We start from the raw sequence: 17,333 nt of genomic DNA on the forward strand, positions 1-17,333 counted from the left end.
TTCATCCGCCGGAAGCTTGCTCGATCAACAGCCTTTTGAAAAGCGGTATTGCCTCGACCCAACGCATGCCCGCATTCCGCGCCCAGGCCGCGGGGGCGGAACGGCTGGCGAACAGGCGGTGCAGCCCGTCCGTGGCCAGCCGCATGGCCAGGACCGGCTCGGCGCGGGCGCGCTGGTAGCGCCGCAGGACACGGGGGTCTCCCGGGCTGCGGTACGGTTCCCGCCGCGCGACGATTGTAGCCAGCGTTTCGGCGTCGCCCAGGCCCAGATTCAAGCCCTGCCCCGCCAATGGATGCACGCGGTGCGCGGCGTCGCCGGCCAGGGCCACGCCGGGCGCGGCCATCTGGGCATGCTCCAGGAAGAGCGGAAAACCGTGCAGTGCGATATTCATGCGCAGATCGCCCAACCGCCCCTGCGTCACCGCGGCAAGATGCGCGCGCACGGCATCCGCCTGGGCGTCGGGCGGCAGCGCCTGCACCGCCCGGGCGCGCGCCGCGGGCGCCGACCATACCATGGAAACCTGCGGTCCCCGCGCCGTGTCCGGCAGGGGCAGCAGCGCCAGCACGCCCTCGTCGTGGAACCATTGCATCGCCGTGCCATGGTGCGGCAGCGACGCATCCAGATGCGTCACCAGGCCCACGGCGTCATAGGGCCGGGAATGTTGCACCAGTCCGGCCGCCGAGCGCAGCGGCGAAGCCGCACCATCCGCGCCGATGGCCAGCTCGGTCCGCAACTGGGCGCCGTTTTCCGTGAGCACGGCGCCATGCTGGTACCCGACGCAGCGGTCCGGGATCCAGGGAATGCCCGACAGGCGGACGGCCTGGGCCAGCACGCGTTCGACTTCAGCGGCCTCGACGATCCAGGCCAGATGCGGCTTGGCCGCCTGCCAGGCGTTCAACATCACCGTCCCGTCGGCATCGCCATGCACTTCCATGGCGTCGACAGGGGCGATGCGCGCGGCCGGCAGGGCATCCCAGATGCCCAGGCCGGCAAGAAAGCGCTGGCTGGCCGGCGACAGCGCATACACACGCGGCTGGTAATGTTCGGCCGGTGCCGGCGGCACCGTGGCGACGGGCGCCAGCACGGTCACCGGTTGCTTCTGGCGCGCCAGCGCCAGGGCGGTCGCCAGGCCCACGATGCCGGCTCCGCAAACGAGTATTCCCTGGCTCATCGCGCGCTGGGCTCCCCGGCCTGCTTCGGCCACAAAATCCACATCTGGCCGCGCTGCTTCATGCGCCCGGCCATTTGTCCGGCGGCGTCGCCATAGCCCCAATAGAAGTCGGCGCGGGCGGCCCCCCGGATAGCGGCCCCGGTATCCTGCGCGAACACCAGCCTGTCCAGCGCACGGTCCGTCCCCGGCCAGGTCGTTCCCAGGAATACCGGGGTGCCCAGCGGGACGAAGGACGTATCCACCGCGATGGACCGGCGCGCCGTCAGGCTTAGGCCATACGCCCCGCGCGGCCCGGCTTCGGGGTCGGTGACGGGTTCTTCCTTGAAGAAGACCACCGCCGGATTGGCGTTCAGCATTTCGCGCACCCGCTGGGGATTGCGCTGCGCCCAGGCCCGGATGTTTTGCATCGATGCCTGGTCGGCAGACAGTTGGCCTTTGTCCACCAGCCAGCGGCCAATGGAAACGTAAGGCTGGCCGTTGTGATCGGCATAGGCGACGCGTATGGTTTTGCCGGCGTCGGGACCGCCGGTCAGCAGCACGCGGCCCGAACCCTGTACCTGCAGGAAGAAGTTGTCGACCGGATCGTCCACATAGACCAGCACCGGGGGACGGCGGGCGGGGTTGCTGTCCAGCTCCGCGCGGGTGTCATAGGGCACCACGCGCTTGCCCTCCAGCTTGCCTCTTACCCGTTTGCCGGCCAATTCGGGATAGATCGCGCCCAGGTCGATGGTGAGGAGATCCTTGGGCGGCATATACAGGGGCCATTGATCCAGCCCGCCCTGCACGCGCGACCCGCGCACCAGCGGTTCGTAATAGCCGGTGACCATATTGGAAGCCGGTTTGCCGTCCGCGGCCAGTAGCCGCCAGGGCTGCAGGTAGGTTTGCAAAAAGCGGCGCACGCTTTCGGGGTCGGTCGCGACGGGACGCCGCGCCGGGTCGATGGCGGCGGCGCAGACCGGCTGCCAGGCGCGCGGGGTGGCGCGCGCCGGCACGGTCAGGTTGCCGGAGGTCGGCCGCATCAGCCCCTTGCAGTTGAGCAGGAACACCTGCCAGAACTGGGCCAGGTCGTCGTCGCGCCAGGCCGGGATCTCGCTGTAGTTCACGCGCTGGAAGCGGCCCGCCAGGGGGCGGGTCGGCGTATCGGGCAAGGCGGCAAGCGCGGGCACGACCAGGGGGGCCTCCGCCCCGGGCGCAACCGTGGCGGCGCCGGGCGTGCCGGCGGCTTGCTCGGCGGGGATCTGGTTTTCGACGGTCGAACAACCGGCCAGGGCGCCGGCAAGCAGCAGGAGCGGAGCCAGTCGGGACAATGAGCGCTTCATCGTGAATGGGGACAGATTATGCGGACGGCCCGGGCCGGGCCGCCAATGCGGGATCAATGCAGGGTGCGCGGCATGGCAAGCAGGAATTCCGCGATCGTCACTTCGAAGGGAATGCCGTTTTCGCCGACACAGTGATAGCTGCCGCGCATGGTACCCACGGGCGTGGGGAGCGGGCAGCCGCTGGTGTATTCGAAGGTCTCGCCGGGCGCCAGCAGGGGCTGCTGGCCGACCACGCCCAGGCCGCGGACTTCGCGCACGCGCTGGTTGCCGTCGGTGATGATCCAATGCCGGCTGATCACCTGTGCGGGATGTTCGCCGGTATTGGTGATGCGCACCGTATAGGCGAAAACGTATTCCTGCTCTCCAGGATTGGACTGTTCAGGCACGTAGCGCGGCTCCACGGCCACGGTCAGGTCATAGGGTTTCACTGGCTTTCCGGCCTTTTAGTCTGGATCGACGGCAACTGCTGCCGGTATGGCGCCGCATGCCCGATGCGGCGATGGCGGCTGGCGCGGGTCCCGGCAAACTACAATATTGGCACATTATCCCTTGAATGCCGCCGACCATGTCTTTCCTATCCCCTGGCACCCGCATCGCGCCCAGCATCCTTTCCGCCGACTTCGCCCGCCTGGGCGAAGAAGTGCGCAATGTCGTCGCGGCAGGCGCCGACTGGATCCACTTCGACGTCATGGACAATCATTACGTCCCGAACCTGACGATCGGCCCCATGGTCTGTGCCGCCATCCGCCCGCATGTCGAGGTACCCATCGACGTGCACTTGATGGTGGAGCCCGTCGACGAACTGGTTCCGCAATTCGCCAAGGCCGGGGCCAATATTATTTCCTTCCACCCGGAAGCGACGCGGCACGTGGACCGCACCCTCGCGTTGATCCGCGACCACGGCTGCAAGGCGGGGCTGGTCTTCAACCCGGCCACCTCGCTGGATCACATGGACTATGTCATGGACAAGCTGGACGTGGTGCTGGTCATGTCGGTCAACCCCGGTTTCGGCGGGCAGAGCTTCCTGCCTTCGGCGCTGCAAAAGCTGCGCGATGCGCGCGCGCGCATCGACCGCTGGACGAGCGAAGGGGGCCAGCACATCGCCCTGGAAGTCGACGGCGGAGTGAAGGTGGACAATATCGCCGAAATTCGCGCCGCGGGCGCGGATACGTTCGTGGCCGGATCCGCCATCTTCGGCCACTCCGACTACGCCTCGATCATCGGCGCGATGCGCCAGCAGATCGCCGCGGCCGGCTCGCTGTCCGCCTGAAGGAATTCCTCTCATGAAGTTCTTCCAAGCCGCGCTGCTGGATCTGGACGGCACCCTTCTGGATTCCGTGCCGGACCTCGCCACGGCCGCCAATGCCATGCGCATGGAGCTCGGCATGCCACCGCTGCGCGAGGACGTCATCGCGACCTTCGTCGGCAAGGGCGTGGACCGGCTCGTGCAGCGCACGCTGGCCGGCGCCCAGGAACACGGCGACCTCGACCCGGACCTGTACGCCCGGGCGCGCACCTCTTTCTACCGTCACTATCACCTGGTGAATGGCGACAAGGCCGTGATATTCGACGGCGTGCTCGACGGGCTCAAGACCATGCGCGACCAGGGGCTGAAGATGGCGGTCGTCACCAACAAGCCCACCGAGTTCACGATGCCGCTCCTGCAGCGCACGGGCCTGGCCGGTTTTTTCGCCGCCGTGGTCTGCGGCGATACCTGCGCGCGGAAGAAACCCGACCCCCAGCCCATGCTGCATGCCTGCTCGCTTCTGGGGGTCTCCCCGGAACGGGCGGTGACCATCGGCGACTCCATCAACGACTCCCAGGCCGGACGCGACGCCGGCACGCGGGTGCTGGTGGTGCCCTACGGCTACAACGAAGGGGTGGACGTGCGAACGCTGGACGTCGATGGTATAGTGTCGTCTCTCGTTGAAGCCGCGCATTGGATCAATCGGGAAAACAACCTTCCGTCCACCAGCGCGGCCCACTGACATCCATACCCGAATCGCAAAAATGATCGCCCCTGTCCTGACGCAACTGCCTGGCGCCTCGTGGCGCTGGTGGCGTTTGGCATCCGGGTGGCGATAAGGCATTTCCCGGCGTCCGACGCGTATGCGGTCAGGCGCCGAATCCAGCAAAATCCCCAAGCCCGGAACCAGAACACTGGCCGGGCTTTTTGCTTTTCGCCCGGCTCGACATCAAAAGACCGACACGAGACCGATATGACCGAACTGGAATTCAAAGCCCTTGCCCACCAGGGATACAACCGCATCCCCCTGGTGGCCGACACCTATGCCGACCTCGACACGCCGCTTGGCATCTACCTGAAGCTGGCGCATTCCGGGCCGGAAAACGGCCGCATGACCTGCCTGCTGGAGTCGGTGGTGGGCGGCGAGCGCTTCGGCCGCTATTCCTTCATCGGCCTGCCCGCGCGCACGGTGATCCAGTCGCGCGGCACCGTCACCGAGGTACTGCACGACGGCAAGGTCGTGGAGACGCATCACGGCGATCCCCTGTCCTTCATCGAGCAATACCAGGCGCGCTTCAAGGTCGCGCTGCGGCCCGGCATGCCGCGCTTCGCCGGCGGCCTGGCAGGCTACTTCGGCTATGACACAGTGCGCCATATCGAGCCGCGCCTGGGCCCGGCGGTCAAGCCTTTCCCTGCCGGCATGGACGAAGGCACGCCGGACATCATGCTGCTGCACGTCGACGAACTGGTCATCGTCGACAACCTCGCCGGCCGCATCTATCTGATGGTGTACGCGGACCCGGCCCAGCCGGAAGCCTATGCCCGCGCCCAGCAGCGGCTGCGCGAATTGCGGCAGAAACTGCGCAAGCCCATCGAGATCCCGTACAGCCATGCCAGCATGCAGACGGCCGAACAGCGCGACTTCAAGAAGGAAGACTACCTGGCCGCCGTGCTGCGCGCGAAGGAATACATCGCCGCCGGCGACCTGATGCAGGTACAGGTGGGGCAGGTCATCACCAAGCCTTTCCGCGATTCGCCGCTGTCCCTGTACCGGTCGCTGCGTTCGCTCAATCCTTCGCCGTACATGTACTTCTGGAATTTCGGCGACTTCCACGTGGTCGGCTCGTCGCCGGAAATCCTGGTGCGCCAGGAACGCATCGTCGAGGACGACAAGCCCAAATCGCGCGTCACGATCCGCCCGCTGGCCGGCACGCGCAAGCGCGGAGGCACGCCGGAGGAAGACGCGACGCTTGCCGCCGAGCTGCGCGCCGACCCCAAGGAAATCGCCGAACACGTGATGCTGATCGACCTGGCACGCAACGACGTCGGACGCGTCGCGGAAACCGGAACGGTGAAGGTTACCGACACCATGGCCATCGAACGGTATTCGCACGTCATGCACCTGGTATCCAATGTCGCAGGCGATCTCGATCCCGCCATGACCAGCATGGATGTCCTGCGCGCGGCTTTCCCGGCGGGCACGCTGACCGGCGCACCCAAGGTGCGGGCCATGGAGATCATCGATGAACTCGAACCCGTACGGCGCGGCATCTACGGCGGCGCGGCGGGCTACCTGAGCTACGGCGGCGAAATGGACGTGGCCATCGCCATCCGCACCGGTGTCATCAAGGACGGCACGCTTTACGTGCAGGCCGCGGCCGGCATCGTCGCCGATTCCAACCCGGAAGCGGAATGGGCGGAAACGGAAGCCAAGGCCCGCGCGGTACTGCGAGCGGCCGAACAGGTCCAGAACGGACTGGACCAGCCCATCTGACGGCCTCGCGGCCGGCATGCGGGACTTTCACACCGAACGGATAACAAGGGTTGAAGCCATGAGCCTCTTGATGATCGACAACTACGATTCCTTCACATACAACCTGGTGCAGTATTTCGGCGAACTCGGCGAAGACGTGCGCGTCGCGCGCAACGACCAGATCACGCTGGAAGAGATCGCCGCCATGAAGCCGGACCGCATCTGCGTGTCGCCCGGCCCCTGCTCGCCCGCCGAGGCCGGTATCTCGGTGGCGGTAATACGCGAATTCGCCGGCAAGGTGCCCATCCTGGGTGTCTGCCTGGGCCACCAGGCCATCGGAACGGCCTTTGGCGGCGATATCGTCCGCGCGCCGCGCATCATGCACGGCAAAACGGTGCGCATTTCCCACACCGGCACCGACATCTTCGCCGGGCTGCCGACGCCCTACACCGTCATCCGCTACAACTCGCTCACCATCGATCCGGCCACCCTGCCGGATTGCCTGGAGGCAACGGCCACCGCCGAAGACGGCGACATCATGGGCGTGCGTCACAAAGCGCTGCCCATATACGGGGTACAGTTCCATCCCGAATCCGTGCTCAGCGAACACGGCCATGCATTGATGCGGAATTTCCTGGAAATCCGATAAAAGACCATTCCGAAGAGGGGGAATCGATCATGACGATAACGGCGACCGAAGCGCTGACGCGCTGCATCGAACACCGCGAGATTTTTCACGACGAAATGCTGCACCTGATGCGCATGCTGATGAGCGGCGAACTGTCGCCGCAGATCGCGACGGCGTTGCTCATGGGATTGAGAGTAAAGAAGGAAACCATAGGGGAAATCACCGCGGCGGCGCAGGTCATGCGCGAGTTCGCCACGCCGGTCGAAACCCCGTACCCCGAACGGCTGCTGGACATGTGCGGCACGGGCGGCGACGGCAGCCGGACGTTCAATATCTCGACCGCCGCGATGTTCGTCGCCGCCGCGGCGGGCGCGAAAGTCGCCAAGCATGGCGGACGCAGTGCGTCGTCGTCCTCCGGCAGCGCCGACGTGCTGGAAGCCCTGGGCGCCAACCTGCAACTGGCCCCCCAGCAGGTCGCCGAATGCATCGCCGAGGTCGGCATCGGCTTCATGTTCGCGCCAGCCCATCATGGCGCCATGAAGAATGTCGCGGCCGTGCGCAAGGAAATGGGCGTGCGCACCATTTTCAACATCCTGGGACCGCTTACCAACCCCGCCAGCGCGCAGAACCAGCTGATGGGCGTTTTCCACTCCGACCTCGTCGGTATCCAGGTCAGGGTGCTGCAGCGGCTGGGGTCGCGCCACGTCCTTGTGGTGCATGGCCGCGACGGCATGGACGAAGCATCCCTCGGGGCCGCGACCATGGTCGGCGAACTGAAGGACGGCGACATCCGCGAATATGAGATCCATCCGGAGGACTACGGGCTATCCATGATGTCCAACCGGGGAATCAAGGTGTCCAATCGTGAGGAGTCGCGCGACCTTATCCTGGAAGCGCTGAACGACAAACCGGGTCCTGCGCGCGATATCGTCGTCCTGAACGCCGGACTGGCCATCTATGCGGGTAACGTCGCTCCAACGATTGAAGCCGGCCTGAAACTGGCGGCTGATACGATTGCATCAGGTGCCGCTCGCGGCAAGCTTGAAGAATTTTGCGCTTACACCCGGAAGTTTTGAGATGAACGACATTCTTGCGAAGATCCTTGCCGTCAAGGCGGAGGAAGTCGCCACCGCACGACAAATGCGCAGCGAGGCGGAGCTGCTGCGCGAAGCCCAAGCCCGGCAGGACGTACGCGGCTTCGCCCAGGCGATCGAAGACAAAATCGCCTCTGGCAAGCCCGGCGTCATCGCGGAGATCAAGAAAGCTTCTCCGTCGCGCGGCGTGCTGCGCGAAAACTTCAGCCCCGCCGAAATCGCGGCCTCTTACGCGGTGCACGGGGCCGCCTGCCTTTCCGTGCTGACCGACGTACAGTTCTTCCAGGGCTCGCACGACCATCTGCGGCAGGCTCGCGCGGCCTGCCCCCTGCCCGTCCTGCGCAAGGATTTCATCATCGATCCCTACCAGGTGGTGTTCTCCCGGGCATTGGGTGCCGACTGCGTGTTGCTGATCGTGGCGGCCCTGTCCCCGACCCAGCTCAAGGAGCTCGAAGCGTGCGCCATGGACCTGGGCATGGACGTGCTGGTCGAAGTCCACGATGCCGCCGAACTCGAGGTGGCGGTCCAGTTGCGCACCCCGCTCATCGGGATCAACAACCGCAACCTGCGCACCTTCGAGACCACCTTGCAGACCACCCTGGACCTGCTGCCCCAAGTGCCCGCCAGCCGCCGCATCGTTACCGAAAGCGGCATCCTGCAGCCGCAGGATGTCCGCATGATGCGCGACCACAAGGTCGAAGCCTTCCTGGTGGGAGAGGCCTTCATGCGCGCCGCGGATCCGGGCGCGGAACTGGCCAGGCTTATCGCCTGAACCCGCCAGGCGCCACGGCCGGCCTTGCGCGCGCGTCCCGCCCGGCCGTTGGCCCCATTGCCTGCCCCGGTATACGACGATCGCCAGTCAAACAACGGCATTCCAGACGTATTTCTTGACCATTTCCCCGGCGGCCGGCGTTGCTAAGATCGCGGCGTGGCGCCCGCGCGTCGGCCGCTTGCAGGGACCGGCGCCCATCCCGGGCGTCCCTATCCGAGACTCCTAGACAGGACACTTCCTCCATGGATGAAGCTTTCAGCCACCAGTTGTCGATGACCATCCTGATGACGCCGGATATGGCCAATTTTTCCGGCAACGTCCATGGCGGGCATATCCTGAAATACCTGGACCAGGTCGCCTATGCCTGCGCCAGCCGCTATGCCGGCCAATATGTGGTCACGCTTTCCGTGGACCAGGTCGTATTCCGGGAACCGATCCATGTCGGCGAGCTCGTGACCTTCCTCGCGTCGGTCAACTACACGGGAAGGACGTCGATGGAGATCGGCATCAAGGTGATTACCGAGGACATCCGCCAGAAGCTGGTGCGCCATACCAATAGCTGCTATTTCACCATGGTGGCCGTAGACGAGCTGGGCAACCCGACGCCGGTACCGCCGCTGGAGCCGCGCAACGAAGAAGAACGCCAACGCTTCGAAGCCGCCGACCAGCGCCGCGCGCTGCGGCAGGAAATGCAGCGTCGCCACGTCGCCATCAAGCAGAATGTGGCGGACGCAGGGCCTCGCTGACCATGGCCGACAGCTGGTCCAGGTTGAACGGCTTCTGCAGCACACGCTCGTGCTCCATCACGCTGGCGCCGACCTGCGCGTCGGCGTAGCCCGTCGCCAGGATGACAGGCAGATCCGGCAGCATCGCGTGGGCCCGCTCGATGACTTCGGCGCCGTTGAGCTTGGGCATGATGAAATCCACCACCAGCAGGTCCGGCGGCTCGTCGCGCATCATCGCCAGCCCTTCCTCGCCATCGGCGGCCTGCCTGACCTCATAGCCGAGGATCTCCAGGCATTCGACGATCAGGTGGCGCACCGACGCGTCGTCGTCGATCACCAGGATATTCACCGCCCGTGCCTGCGCCGCGGCGGTGCCGGCCGCCGCCACCGTGTCGTCCACCGCGTCGGGATCCGCCATCGCCAGCCAGATTTCCACCTCCGTTCCGCGCCCTTCCTCGCTGGCGATGCACGCGGTGCCCCCTGATTGGCGGGCGATTCCGTAGACCTGGCTCAATCCCAGCCCGGTTCCCTTGCCTACGGGCTTGGTGGTGAAAAACGGGTCGAAGACCTTGCTCAGCGTCTGCGCGGGAATGCCCGTGCCGGTGTCCTTGACCGAGATCACCACGTAGCGCCCCGCAGCCAGCTCGCCTTCGCCGCTTTGGCGCAATCCGGTGGACAAGGTGACCTCACCGCCCGCGGCCATGGCATCGCGCGCGTTCAGACACAGGTTCAGCACCGCGAGCTCCAGCTGGTTGGCATCGGCGGTGGCCATGGGCAGGTCGGGCGCGAAATCGGTCAGTACCCGCACGGTGGGCCCCAACGACAGCCCGAGCAGTTCGCGCATGCCGGACAGCAGCGCATTGACGTCGGTGGGGCGCAGGTCCAGGTTCTGGCTGCGCGAAAACGCCAGCAGCTGGGACGTGAGCTTGGCACCGCGTTCCACGGCATGCCGCGCGTTGACGGCGAGGCGCCGCGCGCGGTCGTCGGCCGAGATGCGCTGTATCAGTTCGACGCTGCCCATGATGACGTTGAGCAGGTTGTTGAAGTCGTGGGCCAGGCCGCCGGTCAACTGGCCGATCGCTTCCATCTTCTGCGATTGCACCAATGCGCTTTGCGTGCGCTCGCGCTCGCGGATCTCCTTCATCAATCGGTCGTTGGCGCGCGCCAGGGCGTGAGTGCGTTCGGAAATACGTGTTTCCAGCGTCTCGTTGAACGTGCGCAGCGTTTCTTCCGTTTCGGCCTGGCGCCGCAGCACTGCCCGCGCGTCGTACTGACGGCCCCGGGCGCGCAGCGCCGTCGCGATGGCGCTGCGCACAACGTCTTCCTGCAAGGGCCGCTGCAGCAATATCAGGTTGCCTAGCGGCCCGTAGGTATCGGGTTCCGCCGCGGCCCCCGGCGCCCGCGCGGGCTCGATGACCAGGAATGGGAAATCCGACCAGGGGTCCTGGCGACCGACCCATTCCGCCAGGCCATCCAGCGCGGTGCCGATGAGGGATTCCCCAGCCAGAATGGCGCACCCCGCGCCTTGCTGCAGGGCGCGGAGCAATTGCGGCGCATCCTCGCAGGCGACGAACTGCTCGCCCGCGTTCGCCAGCGTACTGCGTATGACCTGGCTATCCTCGCCTTGCGGCGCCAGTATCAATACTTGCATGGCTTTATCCACCGAGCCTCCCATTTCTTCGTGCAACCCATTACAGCAGTTGAACGGGGCCAGCGGCTGTTACGCCGTGTTGCAGCGGGTGCGGGATATTTTCTTACGATACATGCTGGAGCAGTCGGCCCCGCGGATGGGTCCATGATAGGCTAAGGCCCATCCATAACGGGCCCCACGCCGCGCGGGCATCGCCGCTTCCTTTACGGAGCACTCCTTCGGTGGCCCGACGACAACAAGGAGGGTCGGACTTCATGTCGAAACCACTCGAAGACTACGGAATCATCGGCAACATGCTATCGGCGGGGCTCGTATCGCGCGACGGCTCCATCGACTGGCTGTGCTTGCCCCATTTCGCCTCGGCGGCCTGTTTCGCCGCGCTGCTGGGCACGGAAGACCACGGTTTCTGGAAGCTGTGTCCAAGCGACGCATACCAGTCCCGCCGCCGCTACATTCCCGGTACGGCGGTGCTGGAAACGCGCTTCGAAACTGCCACCGGCACCGTCACTCTCTTCGACTTCATGCCGCTGAGCGACGACGAAGAACGCGTGGACGTGGTGCGCATCGTCCGCGGCGATCACGGCCACGTCGACATCGATATGGAGCTGGTGCTGCGATTCAACTATGGCCAGGCCGTCCCGTGGGTGCGCCGGCGCGATTACGGCCTGAGCGCCATAGCGGGACCCGATGCGGTCGAGCTGCACACGCAGGCGCCGCTGCAGGGCAAGGATCTGCGCACCGTTTCGCATTTCAAGGTGCGGGCCGGCGAGCACGTTCCTTTCACGCTGTCCTATCATCCCTCGCACAAGGTGCCGCACTTCGTGCCGGACCGCATGGAAAGCCTGGACCGCACGGTAGCCTGGTGGAAGGAATGGGCCAAGCATTGCCGCACCGACCATCGTTTTCCGGAATGGCACGAGGCCATCGTGCGTTCGCTGATCACGCTCAAGCTGCTGACCTACCGGCCCACCGGCGGCATCGTGGCGGCGCCGACGACCTCGCTGCCCGAAAACCTGGGCGGTACGCGCAACTGGGACTACCGCTATTGCTGGCTGCGCGATTCCTCGCTGACGCTCTACGCGCTGCTGAACGCCGGCTATCGCGAAGAAGCCGAAGCCTGGCGCATGTGGCTGATGCGGGCCTCGGCGGGCCATCCCGACCAGTTACAGATCATGTACGGCATCGCCGGCGAGCGCAGCCTGCCGGAGATGGAAATTCCCTGGCTGCCCGGCTACGAAAACAGCGGGCCCGTGCGTATCGGCAATGCGGCGTCGGCGCAGGTCCAGATGGATATCTACGGCGAATTGATCGATACGCTGCACGCGGCGCGCGAGGCCGAACTGGCGCCGCTGGAACAGGCGTGGCGTCTGCAGCGCATCCTGCTGACGCCGCTGGAGGAAAAGTGGAAACAGGAGGATCACGGCATCTGGGAGGTCCGGGGCGAACGCCGCTCGTTCACACATTCGCGCCTGATGTGCTGGGTCGGGTTCGACAGGGCCATCAAGTCAGCGGAACGTTTCGGCCTGGAAGGCCCGGTGCAGCGCTGGCGCCATTTGCGCGACGATATCCGCGCCGATATCCTGCGGCATGGCTTCGACGCCGGCATGAACAGCTTCGTGCAGCACTACGGCGGCAAGGCCCTGGATGCCAGCCTCCTGCTTATTCCGCAGGTCGGTTTCCTTGCCATCGATGATCCGCGCGTGACGGGCACGATACAGGCGGTCGAGAAAGGGCTGATGCGCGACGGCCTGGTCATGCGCTACGTGCCCGAACAATCGGATGACGGCCTGGCGCAGAACGAAGGCGTATTCCTGGCTTGCAGCTTCTGGCTCGCGGACGCCTACGCCATGCAGGGACGCCTGGACGAGGCAGCCGCGCTGTTCGAGCGCTTGCTTTCCCTGCGCAACGACCTAGGCTTGCTGGCGGAAGAATACGACCCGGTGCGGCAACGGATGGTGGGCAACTTCCCGCAGGCGTTCTCGCACATCGGGCTGGTCAATACGGCATACAACCTGCTGCAGGCCCAAGGCCCTGCGCGGCAGCGATCGCGCAGCGCGGCTCCCCACAACGGCACCGGAACGCACAACGGCGCGACGACGCCGCATGGCCAGTCGGCAAACGGGAGCACGGTGGGCGATAGCAACGCCGTGCAGGGGGCGGCCGATGCGCCGCGCACCTCGGATGCATCCGGTCCCGCGCGCGCGGGCCCGCAATAGGCCGGCCTGCCGTCGCCGTCGCGGATCATTCCGCCGCGACGTGCTGCAACTCGGCTTGCTCTGCGGCCTGTTCCGCGGGGGACTGCGCGCGCCGCGTCCGCATGAAAGCCAGGCACGGTATGGCCGCCAGCGTCAGCCACATCATGAAGCGAAAATCGTCCAGGTAAGCGATGAAGGACGCCTGATTGGTCACGATTTCATTCAGCCCGGCAAGTCCCTGGGCCGTATGGACATCGAACGTCCGCGATAGCGCGTCGGGATGCATCATCAATGCGGCGCCGGATATATAGGCGCCGAGGGACGCATGCAGCGTGGCGCTATTGCGCACCAGCAGCGTCTGCATCGCCGAAATCCCGATGCTGCTGCCGATGTTGCGCGACAGGCTGTAGATCGCCGTGCCGTCGGAACGCAAGGAACGGTCCAAGGTGGAGAAAGTCATCGTGGTCAGCGGCACCGAGGTGAATCCCAGGCCCAGTCCCTGGATGAAGCCCGGGACGATGACATCCCATTCGGTGATCTGCGGTGTATAGCCGGACATTTGCCACAGCGACAAGGTAGTCAGGCCGAACCCCAGCGCGATGATCAGGCGCCCGTCCATCCGGCCCACCAGCCGGCCGGCCACCAGCATGGACACCATGGTGCCGAAGCCGCTGGGCGCGGTGACAACGCCCGTGGTAACGACCGGATAGCCCAGCAGGGTTTGCAGCAGCGGCGGGAGCAAGGCCCGCGTGGCGTACAACAGCAGGCCCAGCAAAAAATAGAATGTCAGGCCGATCGCGAAATTGCGGTCGCGCAGCAGCGCCACCTTGAAGAAGGAATGCTCGCCGCTGGTCGCGGTGTGCAGGATGAAGAAGGTGAAGGACACGAATGCACATATGGCATAGATGCGGATTTCGATCGAATCGAACCAGTCGGCCTGCTCGCCGCGGTCCAGCATCAATTGCAGCAGTCCGATGGCCACCGCCAGCGTGGCGAAGCCGAATACATCGAAGCGCGCATCCCGGCGCGCGCCATCGTCGTGGATGAAGCGGGCCACGCCATAGAAGGACAGCAAACCCACCGGCAGGTTGATCAGGAACACCCAGCGCCAATTCATGTTGTCGGTCAGCCATCCCCCCAGCGTGGGGCCCAGGATGGGCCCGAGCATGACACCCATGCCCCAGACCGCCATGGCCTTGGCATGGTCCTTGGGTTCGTTGACGTCCAGCATCACGGCTTGGGACAAAGGCACCAGCGCGGCGCCGAAGGCGCCCTGAAGCAGGCGGGCCGCGACGATTTGCGCCAGATTGCCCGCCGCGCCGCAGGCCAGCGACATGACGGTGAAGCCCGCGATGGAGACGAGGAAGACCGATTTCAGTCCATAGCGTCCGGTGAGCCAGCCGGTGACCGGCGTGGCAATGGCCGCGGCGACGATATAGGACGTCAAAACCCAGGTGATCTGATCCTGGGAAGCGGACAGGCCGCCCGCCATGTGCGGCAGGGCGACGTTGGCGATCGTGCTGTCCAGGGTCTGCATGATGGTCGCCAGCATGATGGAGACCGTAATCATGGATTTGTGCGGGACGGCACGCGGGCGACCGGTGGCAGACATAAAATTGATAACCTACGTTACTATTCGGACAAAAAAAACCGCGGACATGGGGCGTTCATTCCACATGGGACAGCAGTTTGCGCAGCAGGCGCTCCAGTTCGTCGGCCTCTCCCGCTTCGAAGCCGGAAAACAGCGATTTCAGTTGCGCCCGTCGCCTCGGCAGGTACAGCCGCACGAACGCCAGCGCCTTGGGGGTCAGTTGCAGGAATACCTGGCGTCGATCGCTTTCACCCACCTGGCGGACGACGTAGCCCTGGCGTTCGAGCTCGCGCGCCACCCTCGTGCTGTTGGTTCGCGAGGAGTTCATGAAGATGCTCAGGTCCGACGGCTTCAGGCGGTGCTGATCGCTGGCATAGATGACGACCAGGGACGTCCACAGCGTGGAGTTCAATCCATGCTCGCGCAGCGGTGCGTCCATGTGGTCCCCGAGCCGCGCCGCGACGTGCATGAATAGCCGGCTGAGGACGGACTCGCGCAGCTGGTGGCGCGAAGCCAGTCGCAGCGACAGTTCGTCCATGGCTTGTTCGAAAGGCTCGAAGGAAGAAGAAGGCATCGGGGAGCGGGCACAACTAATAACGTAAGTTATTATATCGCCGTACCAGCTGACGGTGATCTTAAGCTGCCCGGTCAACCAGGACGGAATCGGCTGTGCGGCGCCGCGGCTTTCGGTTTAAATCGGCCTTCCGGCCATTGCCTGCGAGCCCTTCCCGATACCATGTCCGCCCGACCCGATACTCTTCCCCATTCTTCCGAAACCCTGGCCCTGCGGACCGACCTGGCGCTGGCCTTGCGCGCGGCCGCGCATCATGGGCTGGAGGAAGGGGTCTGCAACCACTTCAGCGTCGCCCTGCCCGACGGCAGCGACCGCTTCCTGATCAATCCGCGCGGCCTGCACTGGAGCGAGATCGATTCCGACGACATCGTCATGGTCGACGCCAAGGGCGCCAGACTCGCCGGGCGGCACGACGTCGAAGCGACCGCCATGTTCATTCATGCGGCGATCCATCGCATCGCGCGCAAGACCTGCGTGTTGCACACGCACATGCCGTACGCCACGTCGCTGACGCTGACCGCGCGCCGGGGCCTGGACACGCGGCTGTCGCAGAACGCCATGCGTTTCCATGGCCGGGTGGCGGTCGATCCCCGCTACGACGGGCTGGCGCTCGACAACGCGGAAGGCGAACGCATCGCGCGGGCCATGAGCGGCGCCGACGTGCTCTTCCTGGGCAATCACGGCGTGGTCGTCTGCGGCGAACGGATCGACTACGCCTACGACGATCTCTATTTCCTGGAACGGGCATGCCAGGCCGAAGTGCTGGCGCTGTCCACCGGGCTGCCGCTGGAGCCGGTGCCCGAGACCATGGCACGCCATGTGGCCATGCAGATACAGGGCGAGCGGCTGCAATCCACGCTGTTTTTCGAATCCCTGCGCCGCCGCCTGCCCGCCGTGGGACGTTGATGCCGCACACGGGATCGCGCGTGGGGCGACCCCGCCGCTGAACGTCAGAACGCGGGAACGACAGCGCCCTTGTACTTGTCCAGGATGAACTGCCGTAGCTTGGGTGTGTGCAGGGCATTGACCAGCTTCTGCACCGCCGGTTTGTCTTTGTTGTCCGGCCGCGCCACCAGGATGTTGGCATAAGGCGAGTCGGGCCCCTCGATGAACAGCGCGTCCTTGGTCGGCACCAGGCCGGCCTCCAGTGCATAGTTGGTGTTGATCAGCGCCAGGTCCACATCGTCCAGCGAACGCGGCAGCATGGCGGCTTCGAGTTCCTGGAATTTCAGCTTCTTGGGGTTCTCGACCACATCCAGCGGCGTCGCGCGGATATTCTTCGGGTCCTTCAGCTTGATCAGGCCCTGCTTCTGCAGAAGGATCAGGGCGCGGCCACCGTTGGTGGGGTCATTGGGAATGGCCACGGTCGCGCCGGTCTTCAGTTGCGACACGTTGGCGATCTTCCGCGAATAGGCGCCGAAAGGCTCGACGTGTACCTTCGCGATCGCGACCAGGTTGGCCTTGCGGTCCTGATTGAAGGTATCCAGGTAGGGCTGGTGCTGGAAGAAGTTCAGGTCCACCTGCTTGTCCACCAGTTGCACGTTCGGCTGCACGTAGTCGCTGAATACCTTGATGTCCAGGTCCACGCCCTCTTTCGCCAAGGCTGGCTTGACGAAGGTCAGGATCTCCGCGTGCGGCACCTGCGTGGCGGCGACGACCAGTTTGTCGGCCGCGAGGGCCGGCGCGGCGGCCATCAGGACAGTGGCCAGGCCGGCCAGGAGCATGGCCGCGCAGGCGACCAGCCGGCGGCGGACGCGGCCGGCAACAGCCGGGCGGTGGGAGATCGCGTCCGCCGCGCGATACGCGGCCGCGCGCCGCGCCAATGGCTGAGTCATTTCTTTCCTCCTTGTCCGGGGTTCCCGCATGGACCGTTTAAAACCAAAAGGATCAAATC

At 65.4% G+C, this 17,333-nt stretch carries 16 protein-coding genes; 9 read left to right on the top strand and 7 right to left on the bottom strand.

The window, feature by feature from the left end:
• Position 1 precedes the first annotated feature (1 nt).
• From ACO1P8_RS02870 to apaG, 3 genes are all read right to left on the bottom strand, one after another.
• A complete protein-coding gene (locus tag ACO1P8_RS02870; protein ID WP_486294422.1) occupies positions 2 to 1,171 on the bottom strand; it encodes a UbiH/UbiF family hydroxylase in 1,170 nt (389 codons plus the stop codon).
• On the bottom strand, positions 1,168 to 2,478 hold the full coding sequence (gene mltA / locus ACO1P8_RS02875) for a murein transglycosylase A (RefSeq protein WP_486294423.1): 1,311 nt from the start codon (positions 2,476 to 2,478) through the stop codon (positions 1,168 to 1,170). The genes ACO1P8_RS02870 and mltA overlap by 4 nt, the downstream gene beginning before the upstream one ends.
• Positions 2,479 to 2,543: 65 nt before the next feature.
• Positions 2,544 to 2,918, bottom strand: a complete 375-nt coding sequence (gene apaG, locus ACO1P8_RS02880; protein WP_094844102.1) for a Co2+/Mg2+ efflux protein ApaG — start codon at positions 2,916 to 2,918, stop codon at positions 2,544 to 2,546.
• Positions 2,919 to 3,043: 125 nt separating this feature from the next.
• Here apaG and rpe point away from each other — a divergent pair, with 125 nt between their 5' ends.
• The 7 genes from rpe (at position 3,044) to ACO1P8_RS02915 (ending at position 9,449) form a co-directional block, all read left to right on the top strand.
• Positions 3,044 to 3,760: a ribulose-phosphate 3-epimerase gene (gene rpe, locus ACO1P8_RS02885; protein WP_486294424.1), complete on the top strand. Its 717-nt coding sequence runs from the start codon at positions 3,044 to 3,046 to the stop codon at positions 3,758 to 3,760.
• A gap of 13 nt (positions 3,761 to 3,773) precedes the next feature.
• On the top strand, positions 3,774 to 4,478 hold the full coding sequence (locus tag ACO1P8_RS02890) for a phosphoglycolate phosphatase (RefSeq protein ID WP_486294425.1): 705 nt from the start codon (positions 3,774 to 3,776) through the stop codon (positions 4,476 to 4,478).
• 231 nt (positions 4,479 to 4,709) lie between these two features.
• Entirely contained in the window at positions 4,710 to 6,230 is a 1,521-nt protein-coding gene (gene trpE / locus ACO1P8_RS02895) for an anthranilate synthase component I (protein WP_486294426.1), read from the top strand.
• Between the two features lie 58 nt (positions 6,231 to 6,288).
• Complete coding sequence (locus ACO1P8_RS02900) at positions 6,289 to 6,858, top strand: anthranilate synthase component II (protein WP_486294427.1); 570 nt, start codon at positions 6,289 to 6,291, stop codon at positions 6,856 to 6,858.
• 29 nt (positions 6,859 to 6,887) lie between these two features.
• On the top strand, positions 6,888 to 7,913 hold the full coding sequence (gene trpD / locus ACO1P8_RS02905) for an anthranilate phosphoribosyltransferase (protein WP_486294428.1): 1,026 nt from the start codon (positions 6,888 to 6,890) through the stop codon (positions 7,911 to 7,913).
• A gap of 1 nt (position 7,914) precedes the next feature.
• Complete coding sequence (trpC, locus tag ACO1P8_RS02910; protein WP_486294429.1) at positions 7,915 to 8,703, top strand: indole-3-glycerol phosphate synthase TrpC; 789 nt, start codon at positions 7,915 to 7,917, stop codon at positions 8,701 to 8,703.
• Positions 8,704 to 8,945: 242 nt separating this feature from the next.
• Positions 8,946 to 9,449, top strand: coding sequence for an acyl-CoA thioesterase (locus ACO1P8_RS02915; protein WP_486294430.1), 504 nt, complete (start codon positions 8,946 to 8,948; stop codon positions 9,447 to 9,449).
• Here the strand turns inward: ACO1P8_RS02915 and ACO1P8_RS02920 are convergent.
• Positions 9,415 to 11,079 (bottom strand): response regulator, encoded by a 1,665-nt coding sequence (locus ACO1P8_RS02920; protein ID WP_486294431.1) that lies wholly within the window; start codon positions 11,077 to 11,079, stop codon positions 9,415 to 9,417. The two genes, ACO1P8_RS02915 and ACO1P8_RS02920, sit on opposite strands and share 35 nt — an antisense overlap.
• Before the next feature lie 254 nt (positions 11,080 to 11,333).
• Between ACO1P8_RS02920 and ACO1P8_RS02925 the strand changes: the two genes are divergently transcribed.
• Positions 11,334 to 13,295 (top strand): glycoside hydrolase family 15 protein, encoded by a 1,962-nt coding sequence (locus ACO1P8_RS02925; RefSeq protein ID WP_486294432.1) that lies wholly within the window; start codon positions 11,334 to 11,336, stop codon positions 13,293 to 13,295.
• Positions 13,296 to 13,320: 25 nt separating this feature from the next.
• On the opposite strand, the gene ACO1P8_RS02930 is transcribed toward ACO1P8_RS02925, so the two are convergent.
• Both ACO1P8_RS02930 and ACO1P8_RS02935 read right to left on the bottom strand, forming a co-directional pair.
• Complete coding sequence (locus tag ACO1P8_RS02930; RefSeq protein ID WP_486294433.1) at positions 13,321 to 14,886, bottom strand: DHA2 family efflux MFS transporter permease subunit; 1,566 nt, start codon at positions 14,884 to 14,886, stop codon at positions 13,321 to 13,323.
• A gap of 55 nt (positions 14,887 to 14,941) precedes the next feature.
• On the bottom strand, positions 14,942 to 15,439 hold the full coding sequence (locus ACO1P8_RS02935; protein ID WP_486294434.1) for a MarR family transcriptional regulator: 498 nt from the start codon (positions 15,437 to 15,439) through the stop codon (positions 14,942 to 14,944).
• 162 nt (positions 15,440 to 15,601) lie between these two features.
• On the opposite strand from ACO1P8_RS02935, the gene ACO1P8_RS02940 reads away from it, so the two are divergent.
• A complete protein-coding gene (locus ACO1P8_RS02940; protein WP_486294435.1) occupies positions 15,602 to 16,345 on the top strand; it encodes an aldolase in 744 nt (247 codons plus the stop codon).
• A gap of 44 nt (positions 16,346 to 16,389) precedes the next feature.
• Here the strand turns inward: ACO1P8_RS02940 and ACO1P8_RS02945 are convergent, their stop codons facing one another.
• On the bottom strand, positions 16,390 to 17,163 hold the full coding sequence (locus ACO1P8_RS02945) for a MetQ/NlpA family ABC transporter substrate-binding protein (protein ID WP_486294471.1): 774 nt from the start codon (positions 17,161 to 17,163) through the stop codon (positions 16,390 to 16,392).
• Positions 17,164 to 17,333 lie beyond the last annotated feature (170 nt).

It is taken from the genome of Bordetella sp. (assembly GCF_057362025.1).